This window comes from Streptomyces sp. SID10853, from assembly GCF_010548145.1.
Lineage (GTDB): Bacteria > Actinomycetota > Actinomycetes > Streptomycetales > Streptomycetaceae > Streptomyces.
The window spans coordinates 1-17,487 of record NZ_JAAGLN010000150.1; the positions used below are offsets into that span (position 1 = coordinate 1).

The following is a 17,487-nucleotide window of genomic DNA, read 5'->3' on the forward strand; positions in this document are numbered from 1 at the left end:
CGCCGCCACCGCCACCGCCGCCACCGCCGCCACCGCAGCCGCCGCCGCAGCCGCCCGGCCGGCTGGTCCGCCCGCGTCCGCCGGAACAACCGAAGAGCACGAAAGGCCCCGCCCATGAGCACAGCCGCCGCGATACCGCCGACAACCGAAGGACCCAGCCCTCACACCCGCCGCTTCCTGCGGCGCCTGACCCTCGCCACGGGCGGGGGAATGTTCGTCGACGGATTCGTATTCGCCTCAGTGGCCTCCGCCCTCGCCGGCAGCGCCATGGCCCGCGACATCGGCGTCACCTCGACATGGAACTCGCTGATCTCGTCCTCGACACTGATCGGCACGTTCTTCGGCGGCCTGCTCCTGGGCTATGTCACCGACCGGCTGGGCCGGCGCCCGATGTTCACCATCGACCTCTCGGTCTTCCTGGCATCCGCCCTGCTGATGCTGTGCGTCACCTCCCCCTGGATGGTCTTCGCACTCGGACTCGTCATGGGCCTCGCCGTAGGGGCCGACTACTCGATCGGCTCTCCGCTCCTCGCCGAGTTCGCACCCAGCGAGAAACGCGGACACTACCTGGGGATCCTCGAAATCCTGTGGAACGTCGGCTACGTGATCGCCTACCTCCTCGGCTACATCATCAACACCACCTGGCCGGGCGCCTGGCACATCACCCTGGCCGCCAGCGCCGTCCCCGCGGTGTTCTGCCTCCTGATCCGCCACGGCCTGCCCGAGTCACCGCGCTGGCTGATCTCCAAGGGCCGCAGGGACGAAGCCGTGGCCGTCATCGAGCGCGACCTCGGAACCACCCTGGACAGCGAGGACTTCACCTCCGAAGAGACCGAACAGACGCGCTACCGCGAGCTGTTCTCCGCCGCATACCTGCGCCGCACCGTGTTCGTGTGCACCTTCTGGATCTGCATCGTGCTGCCCTACTTCGCGCTCACGTTCTTCCAGCCCACCGTCCTGCGCGCCATCGGCCTGGGCGGCAACGCACTGGCCGGCGCACTCATCGGGACCATCGTCGCCCTGACAGGCGCGGCCACCGGCTGGTGGCTCGTCGACCGCGCCGGGCGCCGCACGATCCTCGTCTGGCCGATGTTCGGCTGCGCACTCGCCCTGTTCCTGGTGAGCCTGGGCCATGTGCTGCCGGTGTGGCTGGCCACCGTGTGCTTCTTCGGCTACCTGTTCTCGTACGGGATCATGAGCATCCTGCCCGGCATCTACCCCGACGAGGTCTTCCCCACCTCGATCCGCACCTCAGGAGTCGGCCTGGCCTCCGCCGCCAGCCGCATCGGCGCGGCGATCGGCACATTCCTGCTCCCCGTCTCCCTGGACCACCTCGGCCTGAGCTGGTCCATGATCTTCATGGCGGCGGTCTCTCTCATCGGCGGCATCACGGCCCTGATGTGGGCACCGGAGACGAACGGCCGCCAACTCACCGCCACCGGACACCGCCAGGCCGACACCGGCGGCTGGTGGTCGACCAAACCGGCCCTGGCCCAGGACAGCTGAGCACACCCGTCCAGAGGCCACCCGGAACACCTCCTGTCCTGCAGAGCCCGTGGTCACCGGCAGCGGCCCCTCCGCCCGGTGTCACGCCCGCAGCGCAGCCCGTGCACCGGAAAGCACCTGCGTACCGGGAAAAAGGGGACCGGAGCGCCACAGGCGGCCCGGACGAGCCGCCTACCTGCTCACAGAGGAACCGGCAGGGCACACGGCGTACCCGAAAGGACGTGCGGCCTTCCCCTCCGCCTCTAGTCGCGTGCCGCCGGCGCCGTATAGACACAACAGAGAACAGAGAACCGGCAGGCCCGGACCACCGGCTTGCAGCGCACAGCCACGAAGGAGCCGGTACGTGCAGGAGCGGAAGCAGGACGCGGGCGCTGCGCAGCGACAGAGCAGCGAGTCGCACAGGCCCGCTGTGCTGCCGCACTCCGGTACGCCCCGGACGGCGGCCGCTTTCACGGGACAGCTCCCGGACGGGCGCGGACACTCACCGGCGGACGTCATGGCGTTGCAGCGTTCGGCCGGAAACGCCGCGGTGGCCCACCTGCTGGAGGTCCAGCGCCACGTGCACGGCTCGTCCTGCGGCCATGGCGAGACCCCCTCGAAGGAAGACCAGGCGCAGGGCCCGACGGCCGCGCCGGAAGAGGCTCCCGTGCAGCGCCGGACGGCCGCGCACGACGTGCTGAGCCTTCCCGGCACGCCTCTGCCGGGGCCCGAACTGCACGACATGCAGGAGCGGTTCGGCGGCACCGACTTCAGCGACGTACGCATTCACAACGACGCGGCAGCGAAGAGGTCGGCGCAGGAGATCGGGGCCCGCGCCTACACCTCCGGCAGTCACATCGTCCTCGGCGAGGGCGGCGGCGACCGCCATACGCTCGCCCATGAACTCACACATGTCGTCCAGCAGCGGCAGGGCCCCGTCCCGGGTACGGACAACGGCAACGGGCTGAAGGTCTCCGACCCGTCGGACCGGTACGAGGCAGCCGCCGAGGAGAACGCCCGGCGAGTCCTGTCCGGGACCGCCCCGGCCGCCGGACAGACGGCCCAGCGCGCCCCGGCCGGCGACACGCACACCGCACACACGCACACCGCGCACGCGGACGCCGTTCACGCGCACACCGTGCAGCGCCGCAAACCGTCGGCCAGCGCACCCACCGAGCACTACGCGACCAAGGCGCAGGACCACCCCGAGTGGCCCGTATTCCAGAAGATGATGAAGGAGGGCGGCTTCCCGGCGGACGTGACCGAGACCGCCTGGCAGCTTCTGCTGGGCGGGGTCTCCGAGCAGGAAACCCTGAACCGGCAGTCGGCCGACGAGTCGATCGACTCCGCGGAGCGGCGGAAGATCCGGGCCTCGAACACGTGGTACCGCGAACTCGTCAATCTCGTGGGCGACCACCTGAAGATCACCACGCCCACCCTGGCCCTGTGGTCCGGCGGCTTCGACGTGAGCGTCTACGCCCACGGAAAGGGACACACGTCGCTGGAGTTCAGCCGGCTCGGGAAGATCATGGACCAGCTGGAGCTGAACGCCAACTGGAAGCTCCAGGCGCCTTTGTGGAATGTCCTGTCCACCGCGTTCGTCGAGCGCGCGACAGGCCCTGTCCATGTGTTCCTGCGGGCCTACAACCCCGACAGTGTCCTGATCGCGCAGGAGATCCCCCAACTGCGCCTGATCCAGCGGCTGAATCCCGCGGTGACCCTCCTGTGGCACCCGCTCTACACCCTGCCCGACGGGACGATCAAGGAGATCTCCGCCGACATGCGGCTCACCGGGAACGCGGAATACCGCAGTCGCGACAAGTGTGTGGGCGTGATGTACAACTACCTGATGCGTTTCCACGACGAGAGCAACACCAAGGCGTCGATGGCGTACGGGGAGATGAACGAGCTCCTCGCCAAGAACGTCAACCCGAAAGCGGAAGCGGTGTAGCCCGGGGCGGCGCAGCCGGAGACGGTGTGGAGCCGCGCGGTCCTACGGTGTGGTGAAGAAGTCGACGAGGGCCCTGGGGGCTTCGTCGTTGAACAGCATGTCGAGCCCGTAGGCGGACTGGAGTGCCGATTCGGCGCCGCGGGGGAACATGACGCGCTCGTACGCGGCGACAGCCTGCTCCAGGTCGTCGTTGGCGATGATGGCGCGGGCGAGATCGGCGCCGTCGGTGAGGGCGATGTTGGCGCCCTCGCCGGCGAACGGGGACATCAGGTGGGCGGCGTCGCCCACGAGTGTGATCCCCGGGACGCGGTCCCAGGTGTGTCCGGTGGGCAGCGCGTGGATGGGCCGCGGGATGATGGTGTCGTCGCAGTGGCGGATCAGGCCGGTCAGCGAGGGCGCCCAGTCCGCGTACAGGGCGAGCAGGGTCTGCCGGGCGGCCGCGGGGTCCTGTGCCCAGTCGACGCCGCTGGTGGCCGCCCAGTCCTCGGGGACCCGCAGGCCCAGGCCGAGCCAGATGTGGTCGCCGCCGTGTCCGCCGATGTACTTGTTGTCGGACGCGGCGAACAGTGAGCCGCGTCCGACCAGTGCCAGGGCGTCGGGGTGCTTGGCGGGGGCGTCGTCGAGGTGGATCTCGACCATGGTGATGCCGGTGTAGAAGGGCTTGACCGGGGTCAGTGCGGCGCGGGCCCTGGACCACGCGCCGTCGGCGCCGACGACCAGGTCCGCCTGCGTGGTGGTTCCGTCGGCGAACTCCAGGACGGGTCCTGATTTGGCGGGGCTGACGCCGACGACCTTGCTGCCCCAGCTGATCACGCCGGGGTCCAGTGAGTCCACGAGCATCTTCCGCAGGATCGTGCGGTCGATCTCGGGGCGCCCGCCCGCACCGGTGTCGCGTTCGTCGATGAAGACCCGTGCCGACTTGTCCAGGACGCGCATCGCTTCGCCGCCCTCGTGGGTGTGCTGAAGGAACGTCTCGTAGAGGCCCGCCTCGGCGAGTGCGCTCTGGCCGGTGTCGTGGTGAATGTCGAGCGAGCCGCCCTGCTGGCGGCTCCCGGCGTCCGCGTCACGTTCGTAGACGGTGCACGGGATGCCGTGGAGCTGGAGGATACGGGCGCAGACGAGACCGCTGAGTCCGGCGCCGATGACGGCGATACGGGGTGTGGGCATGGTCAGTTCCTTACGTCGGTGGTGGGCGAAGCCGCGGCGAGGAGGCCGTCGATGAGCACGTTGAGGGCCCATTCGGCGCGGGCCTGCGGGCTGCCGGAGAAGAGCTGGTCGGCGAGGGCGGCGATGTGCGGGTACTGGTCCGGGGCGGTCGTGAAGCCCGGCGCCGCCGGCCCGCCGGCGGCGCCGGGGGGCGCGGTGTCCGGTGATGTGCCCCCGTGCTCGGCCGCCACGGCGGCCGGATACTGCAGCAGGATGTCGACGCCCCAGGCCGCGGTCTGCCCCCTCACACCGCCCCGGTCCAGCTGCCGGAGCACCGCTTCGACGAGGGCCGCGTAGTTCGGGCCGTCGGGGCGGGTCCGGATCGCCATCCGGGCGATCTCGGCGTGCGAGAGCAGGACCCGGCCGTAGTCGAGGAGGAGCGACACCAGGCTTGCGCGCCAGGGCCGGGACCCGTCGGGCAGGCAGACGGATCCCAGCTCGACGTCGAGTACTTGAGCGTGCAGGTCCTCGGTGTTGCGGACGTAGACGTACAGCGACGCGTGGCCGGTGTCCAGGGCCTTCGCCACGCTGCGCATGGTGACTTTGGCCAGGCCCTGCGAGCGGAAGATCGCCGCTGCGGTCGCGACGATCCCGTCCCGGGTCAGGGCGGGCTTGGCGGGCCGCTCGCGGCGGCTCCTGCCGGTTGCGGGGGTTCCGGTGTCCTCCATGCCCTCACGGTAACACGACCATGGTCGTAACGACCATGGTCGTGTTCGGTGGGCGGGGACGGAGGGGGACAGGGGGAGGGAGCCGGCTGCGCGGGCCCTGCCTGTACCGGATCCGGATCCGGATCCGGTCTCAGGGTCAAGAGTGGAAGGCGCCGCCCGAGGATGGCTGAGCGTCGTGCCGGCGAGTCAGCGGGCGCCGCCACGTTTCCCGCGCGTCAGGGTCCCGCTGACGTGCGAGCCGAAGACCTGGCGATTGTCCTGGCGGCCGGTGACCAGGACGCTCATGGTGTCGGGATGCTGTGCGAAGAGGGGAGTGGCCTCGATCCAGCAGGGGCGGCCGAACTCGGCATGGCGGTGGAACTCCGTGGACATGGCCGTCAGGGTGAGTGAGTGGCCGGAGGCGAGCAGGGCGCACGTCGCCTGGTGTGCGGCCGCCATGAGCACCATCGGCGGTATGTGGTCGTCGCCTGTGTCGAACAGGACCGGGTGGCTGGGGTCGGGGTTGAGCCGCCAGCGGCCGGGGAGGTCACTTGCCGCCAGGACCGTGTCGCGCCGCCGGCCCCGGCCGAAGGTGGATGGGGCCAGCTCTGAGGGCCGGTAGGCCGGCAAGGACTCCGGGGCCGCGCCGTGCAGCCGGTGGTGGGCGCCGGGGGAGATGCAGACGAAGCGCACGGTGCCGGTGGCCAGCGTACGGTCGTTGCGCCGGATGGTGATGCCCAGGGCGAACTCCACGAGCCGGCTGCCCTTGTGCACGAGGTCGGTACAGTCCGCGTCGATGCTGAGGTCGCTGGGGACCGTGCCGATGGCGAGCTCGTCCGGGTCGGCGGTGAACGAGAGGTCGCACGGCATGAAGTGATGTCCGAGAGGCACCCCCAGCTCGGCGTGCGCGAGACACAGGGCGATCTGCTTCATCGTCTCCGCTGCTTGCAGCGGATCGTGCCGGCCGTCGGGACCGCTGAAGAAGGCGTGCGCCCGCGGCCACTGGCCGGTGAGCGTGAAGCGGGTCTCACTCGTTCTTCGGCAACTGGTCAGAAAGACTTCGGCCATGGAGGAGCGGTGTACGTACTCGCACGGCACCGTGGTGGTCAGCCGGGGCAGGGCACCGGGGCCGGAGTCGGGGCGTCCTCCCCCGGTCGAGCTGACCGCAGCTGAAGTCATCGAGCCCATCAGACTTCTCCCCCCGAAGAACGCCCATGTGGTCCAGCACGTGTGTACGTAAGATATGGACCCACCGGTTTCCTTTTCAACCCCGGGCCTGCTGCTGATGGCACGATCTCGGCAATGGCTGAAAGAGGTCTGCGACGGCCGGGGAAAACAACCAGTCACCCGGTATATTTTCCCTCCATCCGGTTCGAAGACGTTCATGTTTTTCCGGCCGACGGGGGCGACTGCGATGGCGTATGTCCGCACAGATGTGGTGATCGTCGGTGGTGGTCCCGTAGGTCTGCTGCTTGCCGCTGAGCTCGCCGCCTATGGCGTGCGGACCGTGGTCCTGGAGGAGCGGGCCGAGGTGTCCGAGCGCCCCAGGGCGACCACCCTGCACGCCCGGACCGGACAGATCCTCGCCCGCAGGGGCTATCTGCCGGCCCCTCGGCTTCCGCTGAGCGATGGGACCGTCAGTACTCGGTTCCACTTCGCGGGCGTGTGGGGTCTGGAGCTCACCGCACCGGCGACGGAGCCGGACCCGCTGTTCAAACAGCCGCAGGCCGATCTCGAGCGGCTCTTCGGGCAGCGGGCGCGGGCCGCGGGCGCGCAGGTGCTGCGTCGGTACCGGGTGACCGGACTCGATCGTCGCGAGAGCGGTGTGACGGTGACTGCCGAACATCCCGGCGGGCGCACCGCGTACGAGGCCGCCTATGTGGTGGGGGCCGACGGCGCCCGCAGCACGGTGCGGACACTCAGCGAAATACCTTCGGACACGTCACCCCCGAGCATGGCGGCCATGGTCGGGGTCGTTCGTTGCGACGGGGCCGGAGCGCCCGAGCCGGGCTGGCATCAGACACCGCGCGGCTGGGTCGTGTCCAAGCGGACCCCCGGGGGCCGGTGGCACCTGCGTGTGGTCGACAGCTCGAAGGCCCACGCCGACCACACCCTCCCGCTCGGACTCGAGGAGTTCCGCCGGGAGACGTCACGGATCATGGGCCGGGAGATCGGCATGGGCGAACCGCGCTGGCTGAGCCGCTTCAGCGACTTCTCCCGCCTCGCTCGCACCTACCGGTCGGGGCGCACTCTCCTGGTGGGGGACGCCGCCCATCTGCATTTCCCCGTCGGCGCCCAGGGGTTGAGCACGGGCCTGCTCGACGCCCTCAACCTGGGATGGAAACTGGCTTTCACCGTGCGGGGCGCGGCAGCTCCGGGGCTGCTCGACACCTACGACGGGGAGCGCAGGCCGGCCGCCATGCGCCTTCTCGACCAGATCCGTACACAAGTGGACCTCATGCGCCCGGGCAGGACACCCGCCTCACTGGAGGCGCTGACCGCTGCGGCGGGAGTGGCGGACACCGACGCCGGGCTGGGGCTGGAGCGGCTCGCACTCATGGTCAGCGGGCAGGACACCGTGTTGCCGCCACGGTCCGGGCATCCCTCGTCGTGGGAGGGGCGGTTCCTCGGTAACCGTGAACTGACCACGGACGACGGGCCGACCGACGTCATCCGGCTCCTGCGGGACGGACGCATGCTCCTGATGCGATTCGGCCCCGCAGGGACCGGCTGTGCATCGGGCCCGCCGCATGGCCTGCGGCACGCCCTGCGTGTCGTACGGGCGATGCCGGTGGCCGGCTGGCCCCGCGCCGCACTGCTCCTGCGTCCTGACGGATACGTGGCCTGGACGTCGGACACCGCCGCTGACCTCGGCCGGCCGGTCTTCGAATGGCTGGCGCCGGAGACCAGGACTCAGGCCCGGCTCTCCGCCGGCTCGGCCTCCTCGGAGAGTGCCCGCACCTCGCTGTAGATCACCGCGCCGCGCTCGGACGAGAGGTCGATGGTGGTGAGTACAGAGGACAGCACGACATTGGGCATGATGTGGCGCAGCAGCACCGAGGTCCGGTGGTCCAGATCCGCGTAGTTGCTGACGGCCTGTGACATGGACTGAACGCCGGCGTAGGCGCCCACCAGGAGCTCGGCGGTGTCGGAAGGCGTGATGTGCGGCAGCAGCTCACCTTGCTCCTTGGCCTGTGTCAGGAGAGTGGCGATTCCCTTGCCCCAGTCCTGGAAGGAGACGCCGCGGTCGAGTTCCGTCGCATACTGGTCCATGGCCAGACGGACGCCGGCCCGGACCATCGGGTCCTCCCTGAGCCGGTACGTCTGCAGAAGGACGGTGTCGACGACCTCCTGCGTCTTGCAGGCGCGGGGCGGGACGATTCCCATGTGCCGCCCCTGAGCCGCCATCACGCCGTACGCCAGGTCTTCCTTGGACTGGAAGTGGAAGTACAGCGCACCCTTGGTCACACCTGCGGTGCTGAGGATGTCCGTGATCGTGGCCGCCTGAAATCCACGCTCCTCGAACACGGAGGCTGCAGCGGCCAGAATCGTCCGTTGTGTCTGGATCGCGCGGTCTTGTTTTGCCACGTCACCCACCGCCTTCGAGATCATGATCCTGAGGAGCCGTATAAAAAAAACCGTCAGGCTCGTATTTTAGCCTCAGGGGAAGGTGGCGTCAGCGCCGGGGCGGGTCGAGCCCCATGCTGGGCAGGCCGCTCTACAGGGGAGCGGGGGCGGTGGTGACGGTGGTGCGGAACATCTCCTCGCCGTTCTGCTCACCGATGATCCGGACCCTCTCTCCCCGCGGGGTCGCGGGCAGCCGCACGGCCTCGATGAAGCACGGTGCGTCGAGTTCGACGTAGCGGGTGTGCTCGGACTCGACTTGGACGGGGATCAGTTCGGCGGAATGGCCGAAGACCGCTGATGCCGCCTGCCGTGCGGCCTCGATCAGGAGCATCCCCGGCACGTGGTCGACCGGGTGGTCGAAGAGTACGGGGTGGCGGGTGTCCACCCGCAGCTGCCACCGGTCGTCGGCGCCGGCCGGGGAGAGCACCACATCGGTCGGCGACACGCGGCCCACGCTCTGCGGCAGAACCGGCGCGGTCAGCGGAATCTGCAGATGGCCCTGGTTGCCGCGCAGTCTCCGGTAAGCCGGTGGTGTGATGCATGTGTAGGTGAAGCTGCCCGTGGCGACAGCCTCTCCGTCCCGGTGGATCACTGCGTCATAGCGGGCTCCGGAGTGTGCGTCGCGCCGCGTGCGCACGTCGCTGAAGGTCACCTCGATGTCGAGCTCCGCGGGTGCGTGGCCAATGCGCAGGTGCTCGGGCCGCACTGACATCTCGAATGTGCGCATGAGGAACTGGTGGCCGATCGGAACGCCGAACTCGGTGTGCGGCAGGAGGAAGCCGACCTGCCTGATCGTCTCCGCGGCCAGCAGGGGGTCGTGGTACATCCCCTCGATGACCGGTGTGTAGAAGCTGTGGCAGCGGGGCCACTGGGCCGTGACCGCGAACCGGACGTCGTCGTGTCTTTTCTGCCCGGTGAGCAGTACCTCGGCGAGGGCTGCCCGGTGGACGAGTTCCTTGGGTACCGTGGTGGTGAGTCGAACCGGTAGACGATCTGCGGGCCAGGAACCCTGCGGCACCCGGCCGACGGATATCGGGGCCAGGGTTTCTCTTGCGGGGCGGAACGTGTTCGTGGACATGTTGATCCCCCAGAGTCGCAACTGGTGAGGCGCCGGTCGGGCCGCCTCGCGGGCTCAACATACAGACCAGCCGGTTTATTTTCTATACCGAGGGTGCAATGTTCGGTGGCGAGAAATGGAGGGGTCAGTTCCGGCCTCTCGGATCAGAACGGGCGATAAAAGCGCCTCAATCTGCCGCGGGATGACGTGAAGGCGCCCTCGATGCGGCCCCCTGTCCGAACGTCCTGCGGCGCCGATGCGTGGCGCCCGGTCGCCGGCGTGGAGGCCACTGCCTCTCCAGGGCCCTCTCCGGACGCTTCCCCGGCGAACGCCTCACCTTCGCTCACGGTCAACTGGGGCCCGTGCGGACCTTCCTGGTGAACGGTCACCGGGAACTGCCCGCCCTGCTCGGCGCGTTCGGTGGCCCCGCGGCCTTCGACTCGGGCTGCACCGTTCCTCGAGCGATCCGGCGGACCGTGGGCCGGGGACTCGATGAGGGAGGCCGCGTGAGCAGTCCGGAACGCACCGGTGACGTGATCCGGGTGGAGCGCGGCGAGGCCGACGAGGAGGAACTCGCCGCCGTCGTCGCACTGTTGTCGTTCCTCACCCGGGGTGAGGAGCCGCGGGAGCCCCGCCCCGGGCGCCCTTCGGCGCAGGGGTGGCGACCCCGGGATGAGGGCCCCTACCGGGCCCCGCACAGCTGGCGCTGACCCGGGCCCCGGGTATCCGCCCCGGGCCTGAGACCATGGCCAGGCATTTCTGCATCTGACATCTACAAACCGCTCCTGCGGTTTGTTAGGCTGCGCGGGTGGTCAGGGCGCACGCACCGCATCCGCGGCGACGAGAGGAAGGGGGCGTCATGACGACGTATCCCTCATCGGTCGGCGTGGAGCCGGGCCGTGAGCGCACGCATGGGGGAGAGCTGCTCGCTCTGCGCGAGCGGGCCCTGCGCGGACCTGGCGGGAAGGCGACCGAGGCCCAGCACGCCAAGGGCAAGCTGACGGCGCGCGAGCGCATCGGACTGCTCCTGGACGAGGGGTCGTTCAGCGAGGTCGAGCAGCTGCGCCTGCACCGTGCGCAGGGCTTCGGCCTGGAGGCGAAGAGGTACTACACCGACGGTGTCGTCACCGGGTGGGGCACGGTCGAGGGCCGCACGGTCTTCGTCTACGCCCATGACTTCCGGATCTTCGGCGGCGCCCTGGGTGAGGCGCACGCCGAGAAGATCCACAAGATCATGGACATGGCTGTCGCGGCGGGGGCGCCGCTGGTCTCGCTCAACGACGGTGCGGGTGCCCGGATCCAGGAGGGCGTCACCGCGCTGGCCGGGTACGGCGGCATCTTCCAGCGCAACGCCAAGGCGTCCGGCGTCATCCCGCAGATCTCGGTGATGCTCGGCCCGTGCGCGGGCGGCGCGGCCTACAGTCCGGCGCTCACGGACTTCGTGTTCATGGTCCGCGAGACGTCGCAGATGTTCATCACGGGTCCCGATGTGGTGAAGGCGGTGACGGGCGAGGAGATCACCCACAACGGCCTGGGCGGCGCCGACGTCCACGCGGAGACCAGTGGCGTCTGCCACTTCGCGTACGACGACGAGGAGACCTGCCTCGCCGAAGTGCGCTACCTGCTCTCGCTGCTGCCGCAGAACAACCGCGAGGCGCCGCCCGCCGTCGCGGCCGACGACCCGGTCGGGCGGCGGACCGGGGCGCTGCTCGACCTGGTGCCCCTGGAGGGCAGCCGCCCCTACGACATGGCCAGGGTCATCGAGGAGATCGTCGACGACGGGGAGTTCCTCGAGGTCCACGAACGCTGGGCGCGCAACATCGTGTGCGCGCTCGCCCGCCTCGACGGGCAGGTCGTGGGCATCGTCGCCAGCCAGCCCCAGGTCCTCGCGGGCGTGCTCGATATCGGGGCGAGCGAGAAGGCGGCCCGTTTCATCCAGATGTGCGACGCCTTCAACATCCCGCTGGTGACCCTGCTCGACGTGCCGGGCTTCCTTCCGGGTGTCGGCCAGGAGCACGGCGGCATCATCCGGCACGGCGCCAAGCTGCTGTACGCGTACTGCAACGCCACTGTGCCGCGGATCTCGCTCGTCCTCAGGAAGGCGTACGGCGGCGCCTACATCGTCATGGAGTCGCAGTCGATCGGCGCCGACCTGACGTACGCCTGGCCGGGCAACGAGATCGCGGTGATGGGGGCCGAGGGCGCGGCCAACGTCATCTTCCGCCGGCAGATCGCCGAGGCCGACGACCCCGAGGCCGTGCGCGCCCGCCTGGTCAAGGAGTACAAGGCCGAGCTGATGCACCCCTACTACGCGGCCGAGCGCGGCCTGGTCGACGACGTGATCGACCCCGCCGACACCCGTGCGGTGCTGGCCCGCGCCCTTGCCATGCTGCGCACCAAGCACGCCGGTCTGCCGTCGCGCAAACACGGGAACCCGCCCCAGTGACCCATGTACACAGCAGGCGACGGGAGCGTGCGCCGTGTCGAGCCCCAGGAGAGACGCCATGGTCAAGCAGGAACGTGCCCAGCGCACGCGGACGTCGCTGATCCACGCCGCGGCCGAAGTGTTCGCGCAGGAGGGGTACGCGCCTGCCTCGCTCACCACGATCAGCAGACGGGCGGGCGTCAGCAACGGCGCACTGCACTTCCACTTCGCCAACAAACAGTCGCTCGCCCAGGCCGTCGAGGACGAGGCCGTCGCCTCGGTGGCCCGGATCATCCGGGCCGTGCGCCCCGCCGATGGCTGCGTGCTGCAGGCATTGGTCGAGGCGACGTACGAGCTGATGAGCCGGCTCGCGGACGACATCGTGGTCAGGGCCGGGTTCGGGCTCGGCTCCGACCGGGCCCGCGCGGGCGGTTCCGCCCCGCGCCGGGACTGGGAGCGGTGGGTCGGGGAGATGCTGCGGCTGGCCGAGCAGGAGGGGCGGCTGGCCGAGGGCATCTCGGGGCTCAGCGCGACGCACGCCGTCGTGGCGACGACGGTGGGGCTCGAAGTGCTCGGGGGAGAGGACCCCGAGTGGCTCAGCCGGCGCAGGATCGCCGAGATCTGGGAGCTGCTGCTGCCGCACCTGAGGTCGGAGATCCGCTCCTGACCGTACCGGCACGTCCCCATCCTGCTGAAGCGGCGCCCTCGGAAAAGACCGAACGTGCCTTTTCCGAGGCCGTCCGGCCCAGGGCCGCATGGAGAGAACGCGCCCGGATCCGGAACCGTCCGCCCTCTCAAGTGCCCCCGCCTGTACGGCTGCAGGCCGCCGGGCCGCACCACGATCAGTAAAAAAACAGCCCGGACGGTTTGATATTGACAAACCGTCCGGACTGTTTTTAACTTCGATGAGGGCCGAGAAGTGCCTCTTGACGGGGTCTCGGGCTGCTGATGACTCATGCGTGACGAGGGGGAAACGGCATGGACATCGAAGTACTGGGCGCGTTGGCCGTCACGGAGGGCGGGGTCTCGGTCACCCCGACGGCGCCGAAGGCGCGACAGGTTCTGGCTCTACTGGCCCTGCACGGCGATCGCGTCGTGCCGGTGGCCTCGCTGATCGAGGAACTGTGGGGGGAGGAGCCGCCGCGCAGTGCCCGCACCACGCTGCAGACGTACGTGCTGCAGCTGCGCGACCTGATCGCGGCGGCTCTGGAACACGATTCCCGAGGGGCCCCGCCCCGCACGGCCAAGGACGTCCTTGTCACGGCTCCCGGCGGATACATGCTGCAGACCTCGGGCGGCACCCTCGACGTCCGTGAGTTCGAGCGGCTCGCAGGGCGGGGCTACCGTGCGATGGACGCCGGCGACTTCCCGCGCGCGGCACGGGAGCTGCGCGACGCGCTGGAGTTGTGGACCGGCTCCGCGCTGGCCGACGTACACACAGGCACCCAGCTGGACATGGAGCGCCGGCGTCTGGAGGAGACCCGGCTGTGCGCGCTCGACCAGCGCATCGAGGCCGACCTGCGTCTGGGGCGCCACCGGGAGCTCCTCAGCGAGCTGACCGTCCTGGTCCGCAGGTACCGCACACACGAGAACCTGCACGCCCAGTTCATGCTCGCGCTGCACCGCTCGGGCCGGCGTAGCGAAGCGCTCGATGTCTACCAGCGGCTGCGTACCTCTCTCGTGCGTGAGCTGGGGCTTGAGCCGTCCGCGGGGCTGCGCCGGCTGCAGCGCTCGATCCTGATGGCAGGCCCCGAGCAGCCGCGCGAGGCGGCCGCGGCCGACTCCGGCGAGCGGCTGACCCGGGTCGGCTGAGCGCACGCGCGGCGAGGGCCGGCGGATCCCAGGGAGGGGCGGATGCAGGACAGATCGGAGCGCACCCGGCGCAGGCTCCTGGAGGAGGGGGCGAAGCTGCTCACCAGGAGCGGGTACGCGCATACCACGCTCGGGCAGATCGCGGCGGCCGCGGGCCTGACCAAAGGTGCGCTGTACTTCCATTTCACGTCGAAGGAGGGCCTCGCCGACGCGGTGCGGGAGCAGGGCCGCGTGCGGCTGCTGGACTTCCTGGGCGAGCGGCGGGACTCGGGTGACGAGCCCGTGCAGATCCTCATCGACCTGACGCACTGGCTCGCCCGGGCCCGGCGCGAGGACGCCGTGGTGCGTGCCGCCTTCCGGCTGTCCGACGACGGCACCGACGGGCGGCCCGAGAGCACCGGCCTGCGCCGGACCTGGCTCAATGAGGCCGTGCGCCTGCTCGGCGAGGCCGAGACGGCCGGCCAGCTGAGTGAGGCCGCCCGCGGTGACGGCATCCGGACGCTGCTCGTGGCGATGCTGTACGGCATAGCGGCCCCCGGACCCGACGGCCCCGCGCAGGCCGGACTCCCGCGCGGTACGGCCGAGCTGTGGCGGCTGCTGCTGACGGTGCTGGTCCCTCCCGGGCGGGCCGGGCGCTACCGCACGGCGCCGCCGCGCACCCGGTACATCCCTGCGCGCGCCGCGTGAGTGCGTGCCGCGCGCCGCCCGCCAGAGGCGACTTTACGGACAGGCCCTAACTCTCCGGGGCCGTGACCGCGTCGATGCGGCGGCTCAACTCATGCTGGACTCGGCCGAGTTCGGTGACCCGGTGGCGCAGCCGGTCGAGTTCCTCCAGCAGTGCGGGGGCGGGCGCCGCGGACAGTGCGGGGGAGTGGGCGAGGATCGCGTCCAGCCGGCCGCGCAGTGCGGGGCCGGGCTCGATTCCCAGAGCGCCGACGAGACGGCGGCGCGCCCGTTCGTACACCCCGAGGGCCTCCGTCTGCCGGCCGCTGCGGTACAGGGCCACCATCAACAGGTCGTAGAAGCGCTCGCGCAGCGGGTGGTCGGCCGTGAGGCGCTCCAGTTCGCCGATGCTCTCGCCGTGCCGCTCGCAGCGCAGGTTCGCCTCGTGGAGGGCCTCCAGTGAGGTGAGCCGCATCTCGTCGAGCCGCTCGGCCTCGGCCTCGCAGATCGGTCCGGTGCGGCAGCCCTGCAGCGCGGGGCCACGCCACAACTCCACGGCCGAACACAGGAGTTCCGCCGCCCTCGCCGGATTCGCCGCGAGCGCGGCCCGGCCCTCGCGCGAGCGCCGGGCGAAGCGCTGGACGTCGGTGCGGGCCTTCCCCAGGTCGAGCAGGTAGCCCGTCGGCAGGGTCCTGATCCACTCGTGTCCGTCGCCGCCCGCCTCCGGCAGCAGCCGGCGCAGCCGGGCCACGTGGGCCTGGAGCGCGTTCGCCGCGTTCGCGGGCGGCGCACCGTCCCAGAGCTCCGCGGCGAGCCGGTCCACGCCGAGCAGCACCCCGGCCTGCGTGACGAACGAGGCGAGCAGGGCGCGCTGTTTGGAGCCGGGCGGTGTGATGTCCCGGCCGCCGGCGCCGTCGTGGACCGCGACCGGGCCCAGGAGACGGAACTCGACACCTGCGCCGGCGGGTGCCGCCCGTGCGGTTCGGGCCGCCGCGGCGATGAGCGCCGGCCCGTGGTGCGAGGTGGCGACGACACTCATCGGGTACCCCTCCGTCGTGGTCCGTTCGGACTTGGACGGTATCGGCCACCCGGCGGCCGTGCGCCCTGGCGCGAGCGGGCCTCCAGCGGTCGTACGAGCGTTCTCAAGACGGCCTTGCGGGCGCCGACTGCCCTGTGTGGAGGGCCACTTGAACGCCGGTCGAGAGATCGGGGCGGGTGGTGCGGCCGGGGTTAGCGTGCCTCGCGCCGACGGCATTCGGCCACCGAGGCGACCGAAGGGACAGCGCCGGCGCAGCCGACCACACAGTCGGGGAACGTAATCGGTCCTTGGGGAGGACACCGTGCGGATACAGGTTCTGGGCCCGCTGAGCGCAGAGGTCAACGGAGTGTCGATCGTGCCGACCGCGGGCAAGCCGAGGCAGCTCCTTGCCCTTCTCGCCTTCTACCCGGGCCGTGTCGTGCCCGTGCCCACGCTCATGGAGGAGATCTGGGGCAGCAACTCGCCGCAGAGCGCGATGACCACACTGCAGACATACATCCTGCAGCTGCGCCGGCGTCTCGGCACCGCGATGGGCCCCGATGTGCCCGGCGCCGCCAAGGAGGTCCTGGCCACCCGGCACGGCGGCTATCTGATGCAGATCGCACCGGACGCTGTCGATGTGCACCGTTACGAGCAGCTGGTGGCGCAGGGGCGCCGCGCGTTCGGCGAGGGCGAGGACGAGCGGGCCGCGCTGCATTTCCGCGACGCGCTCGGCCTGTGGCAGGGCCCCGCCCTCGTCGACGTACGCCCCGGCCCGGTCCTGGAGATCGAGGTGATGCGCCTGGAGGAGAGCCGCCTGGCCACCGTCGAGCGCTGCATCGACGCCGACCTGCGCTGCGGGCGGCACACCGAGGTCATCGCCGAGCTGATCGACCTGATCGCCCGCCACCCGCAGCACGAGGGACTGCACTCGCAGGCGATGGTGGCCCTGTACCGCTCGGGGCGGCAGGCCACCGCGCTCGATGTCTACCGCAGGCTGCGCATGCGCCTCGTGCAGGAGCTCGGCGTGGAGCCGTCGCCGCAGTTGCGGCGCCTGCACCAGGCGATGCTCGCCGTCGACCCCGCGCTCGACGTGGCCGGCGGGCCGCGCGGCCTGTCCACGTTCGACCTGTACGCGGCCTGAGCGCGAGCGCCGTTCGAGCGGCCCCTGCCAGGCTGCGGTCTGCCAGGACCAGCAGACCCGGCCCGGCCCCAGGACGAAACCGCGCGAGAGGACGGCCCATGACCGACGAACGGCCCGTACGGCTCCACTGCTTCGCGCATGCCGGGGCGGGGGTCTCCGCCTTCTACGGCTGGGGCCCCCGTCTGGGCGCGGGCGTCGAGACCGTGCCGCACCTGCTGCCCGGCCGCGAACGGCGGCGCGGCGAGGCCCGCCTCACCCGCCCCGCGGACCTGCTCGCCGACCTGCTGGGCCACTTCACCGCCCCGGACCGCGACGTGCCGTACGTGCTCTACGGGCACAGCCTGGGCGCGCTGGTCGCCTACACCCTCACCCGCGCCCTGCACGAGGCGGGCCTTGCGGGGCCCTCGCTGCTCGTGGTCGGCGCCTGCCCGCCGCCCGACGCGCTGTCCGAC

The 17,487-nt window shown here is 70.7% G+C and carries 16 protein-coding genes; 10 read left to right on the forward strand and 6 right to left on the reverse strand.

What is annotated here, in order from left to right; translation table 11 throughout:
- Positions 1-114: 114 nt before the first annotated feature.
- Positions 115-1,506 (forward strand): MFS transporter, encoded by a 1,392-nt coding sequence (locus tag G3I19_RS24380; protein WP_164265840.1) that lies wholly within the window; start codon positions 115-117, stop codon positions 1,504-1,506.
- Between the two features lie 496 nt (positions 1,507-2,002).
- The gene (locus G3I19_RS24385) at positions 2,003-3,436 is read left to right on the forward strand and encodes a DUF4157 domain-containing protein (protein ID WP_164265854.1); all 1,434 of its coding nucleotides are present in this window, start codon (positions 2,003-2,005) and stop codon (positions 3,434-3,436) included.
- Between the two features lie 42 nt (positions 3,437-3,478).
- Here G3I19_RS24385 and G3I19_RS38140 read toward each other — a convergent pair whose 3' ends face one another.
- The 3 genes from G3I19_RS38140 to G3I19_RS24400 all read right to left on the reverse strand — a co-directional run bounded on the left by G3I19_RS38140 (position 3,479) and on the right by G3I19_RS24400 (position 6,468).
- Positions 3,479-4,603 (reverse strand): NAD(P)/FAD-dependent oxidoreductase, encoded by a 1,125-nt coding sequence (locus G3I19_RS38140; RefSeq protein WP_164265841.1) that lies wholly within the window; start codon positions 4,601-4,603, stop codon positions 3,479-3,481.
- A 2-nt stretch (positions 4,604-4,605) separates the two neighbouring features.
- Complete coding sequence (locus tag G3I19_RS24395) at positions 4,606-5,310, reverse strand: TetR/AcrR family transcriptional regulator (RefSeq protein ID WP_164265842.1); 705 nt, start codon at positions 5,308-5,310, stop codon at positions 4,606-4,608.
- A 186-nt stretch (positions 5,311-5,496) separates the two neighbouring features.
- Entirely contained in the window at positions 5,497-6,468 is a 972-nt protein-coding gene (locus tag G3I19_RS24400; protein WP_164265843.1) for a ScbA/BarX family gamma-butyrolactone biosynthesis protein, read from the reverse strand.
- A gap of 235 nt (positions 6,469-6,703) precedes the next feature.
- Between G3I19_RS24400 and G3I19_RS24405 the strand changes: the two genes are divergently transcribed.
- Entirely contained in the window at positions 6,704-8,260 is a 1,557-nt protein-coding gene (locus G3I19_RS24405; RefSeq protein ID WP_164265844.1) for an FAD-dependent oxidoreductase, read from the forward strand.
- On the opposite strand, the gene G3I19_RS24410 is transcribed toward G3I19_RS24405, so the two are convergent.
- Entirely contained in the window at positions 8,203-8,877 is a 675-nt protein-coding gene (locus G3I19_RS24410; protein ID WP_164265845.1) for a ScbR family autoregulator-binding transcription factor, read from the reverse strand. The two genes, G3I19_RS24405 and G3I19_RS24410, sit on opposite strands and share 58 nt — an antisense overlap.
- Before the next feature lie 130 nt (positions 8,878-9,007).
- Positions 9,008-9,994, reverse strand: coding sequence for a ScbA/BarX family gamma-butyrolactone biosynthesis protein (locus tag G3I19_RS24415; protein ID WP_164265846.1), 987 nt, complete (start codon positions 9,992-9,994; stop codon positions 9,008-9,010).
- Positions 9,995-10,479: 485 nt separating this feature from the next.
- Here G3I19_RS24415 and G3I19_RS37690 point away from each other — a divergent pair, with 485 nt between their 5' ends.
- From G3I19_RS37690 to G3I19_RS24440, 5 genes are all read left to right on the forward strand, one after another.
- Positions 10,480-10,683 (forward strand): acyl-CoA carboxylase subunit epsilon, encoded by a 204-nt coding sequence (locus tag G3I19_RS37690; RefSeq protein ID WP_164265847.1) that lies wholly within the window; start codon positions 10,480-10,482, stop codon positions 10,681-10,683.
- 149 nt (positions 10,684-10,832) lie between these two features.
- Complete coding sequence (locus G3I19_RS24425) at positions 10,833-12,419, forward strand: acyl-CoA carboxylase subunit beta (RefSeq protein WP_164265848.1); 1,587 nt, start codon at positions 10,833-10,835, stop codon at positions 12,417-12,419.
- A gap of 58 nt (positions 12,420-12,477) precedes the next feature.
- Entirely contained in the window at positions 12,478-13,065 is a 588-nt protein-coding gene (locus G3I19_RS24430) for a ScbR family autoregulator-binding transcription factor (protein ID WP_164265849.1), read from the forward strand.
- Positions 13,066-13,376: 311 nt separating this feature from the next.
- The gene (locus G3I19_RS24435) at positions 13,377-14,210 is read left to right on the forward strand and encodes an AfsR/SARP family transcriptional regulator (protein ID WP_164265850.1); all 834 of its coding nucleotides are present in this window, start codon (positions 13,377-13,379) and stop codon (positions 14,208-14,210) included.
- Positions 14,211-14,252: 42 nt separating this feature from the next.
- Positions 14,253-14,897, forward strand: a complete 645-nt coding sequence (locus tag G3I19_RS24440) for a ScbR family autoregulator-binding transcription factor (protein ID WP_164265851.1) — start codon at positions 14,253-14,255, stop codon at positions 14,895-14,897.
- 46 nt (positions 14,898-14,943) lie between these two features.
- Here G3I19_RS24440 and G3I19_RS24445 read toward each other — a convergent pair whose 3' ends face one another.
- Positions 14,944-15,912, reverse strand: coding sequence for an AfsR/SARP family transcriptional regulator (locus G3I19_RS24445; protein ID WP_164265852.1), 969 nt, complete (start codon positions 15,910-15,912; stop codon positions 14,944-14,946).
- A gap of 301 nt (positions 15,913-16,213) precedes the next feature.
- Here G3I19_RS24445 and G3I19_RS24450 point away from each other — a divergent pair, with 301 nt between their 5' ends.
- Positions 16,214-17,035: an AfsR/SARP family transcriptional regulator gene (locus G3I19_RS24450; RefSeq protein WP_164265853.1), complete on the forward strand. Its 822-nt coding sequence runs from the start codon at positions 16,214-16,216 to the stop codon at positions 17,033-17,035.
- Positions 17,036-17,133: 98 nt separating this feature from the next.
- Positions 17,134-17,487: alpha/beta fold hydrolase (locus G3I19_RS24455; RefSeq protein ID WP_239074769.1), on the forward strand; the 354-nt coding region annotated here is incomplete at its 3' end.

Excerpts from the sequence above, each read along its gene's own strand:
- G3I19_RS24380 (WP_164265840.1), top strand. The coding sequence starts at position 115 with ATGAGCACAGCCGCCGCGATACCGCCGACAACCGAAGGACCCAGCCCT.
- G3I19_RS24385 (WP_164265854.1), top strand. The coding sequence starts at position 2,003 with ATGGCGTTGCAGCGTTCGGCCGGAAACGCCGCGGTGGCCCACCTGCTG.
- G3I19_RS38140 (WP_164265841.1), bottom strand. The coding sequence starts at position 4,603 with ATGCCCACACCCCGTATCGCCGTCATCGGCGCCGGACTCAGCGGTCTC.
- G3I19_RS24395 (WP_164265842.1), bottom strand. The coding sequence starts at position 5,310 with ATGGAGGACACCGGAACCCCCGCAACCGGCAGGAGCCGCCGCGAGCGG.
- G3I19_RS24400 (WP_164265843.1), bottom strand. The coding sequence starts at position 6,468 with ATGACTTCAGCTGCGGTCAGCTCGACCGGGGGAGGACGCCCCGACTCC.
- G3I19_RS24405 (WP_164265844.1), top strand. The coding sequence starts at position 6,704 with ATGGCGTATGTCCGCACAGATGTGGTGATCGTCGGTGGTGGTCCCGTA.
- G3I19_RS24415 (WP_164265846.1), bottom strand. The coding sequence starts at position 9,994 with ATGTCCACGAACACGTTCCGCCCCGCAAGAGAAACCCTGGCCCCGATA.
- G3I19_RS24425 (WP_164265848.1), top strand. The coding sequence starts at position 10,833 with ATGACGACGTATCCCTCATCGGTCGGCGTGGAGCCGGGCCGTGAGCGC.
- G3I19_RS24430 (WP_164265849.1), top strand. The coding sequence starts at position 12,478 with ATGGTCAAGCAGGAACGTGCCCAGCGCACGCGGACGTCGCTGATCCAC.
- G3I19_RS24435 (WP_164265850.1), top strand. The coding sequence starts at position 13,377 with ATGGACATCGAAGTACTGGGCGCGTTGGCCGTCACGGAGGGCGGGGTC.
- G3I19_RS24440 (WP_164265851.1), top strand. The coding sequence starts at position 14,253 with ATGCAGGACAGATCGGAGCGCACCCGGCGCAGGCTCCTGGAGGAGGGG.
- G3I19_RS24445 (WP_164265852.1), bottom strand. The coding sequence starts at position 15,912 with ATGAGTGTCGTCGCCACCTCGCACCACGGGCCGGCGCTCATCGCCGCG.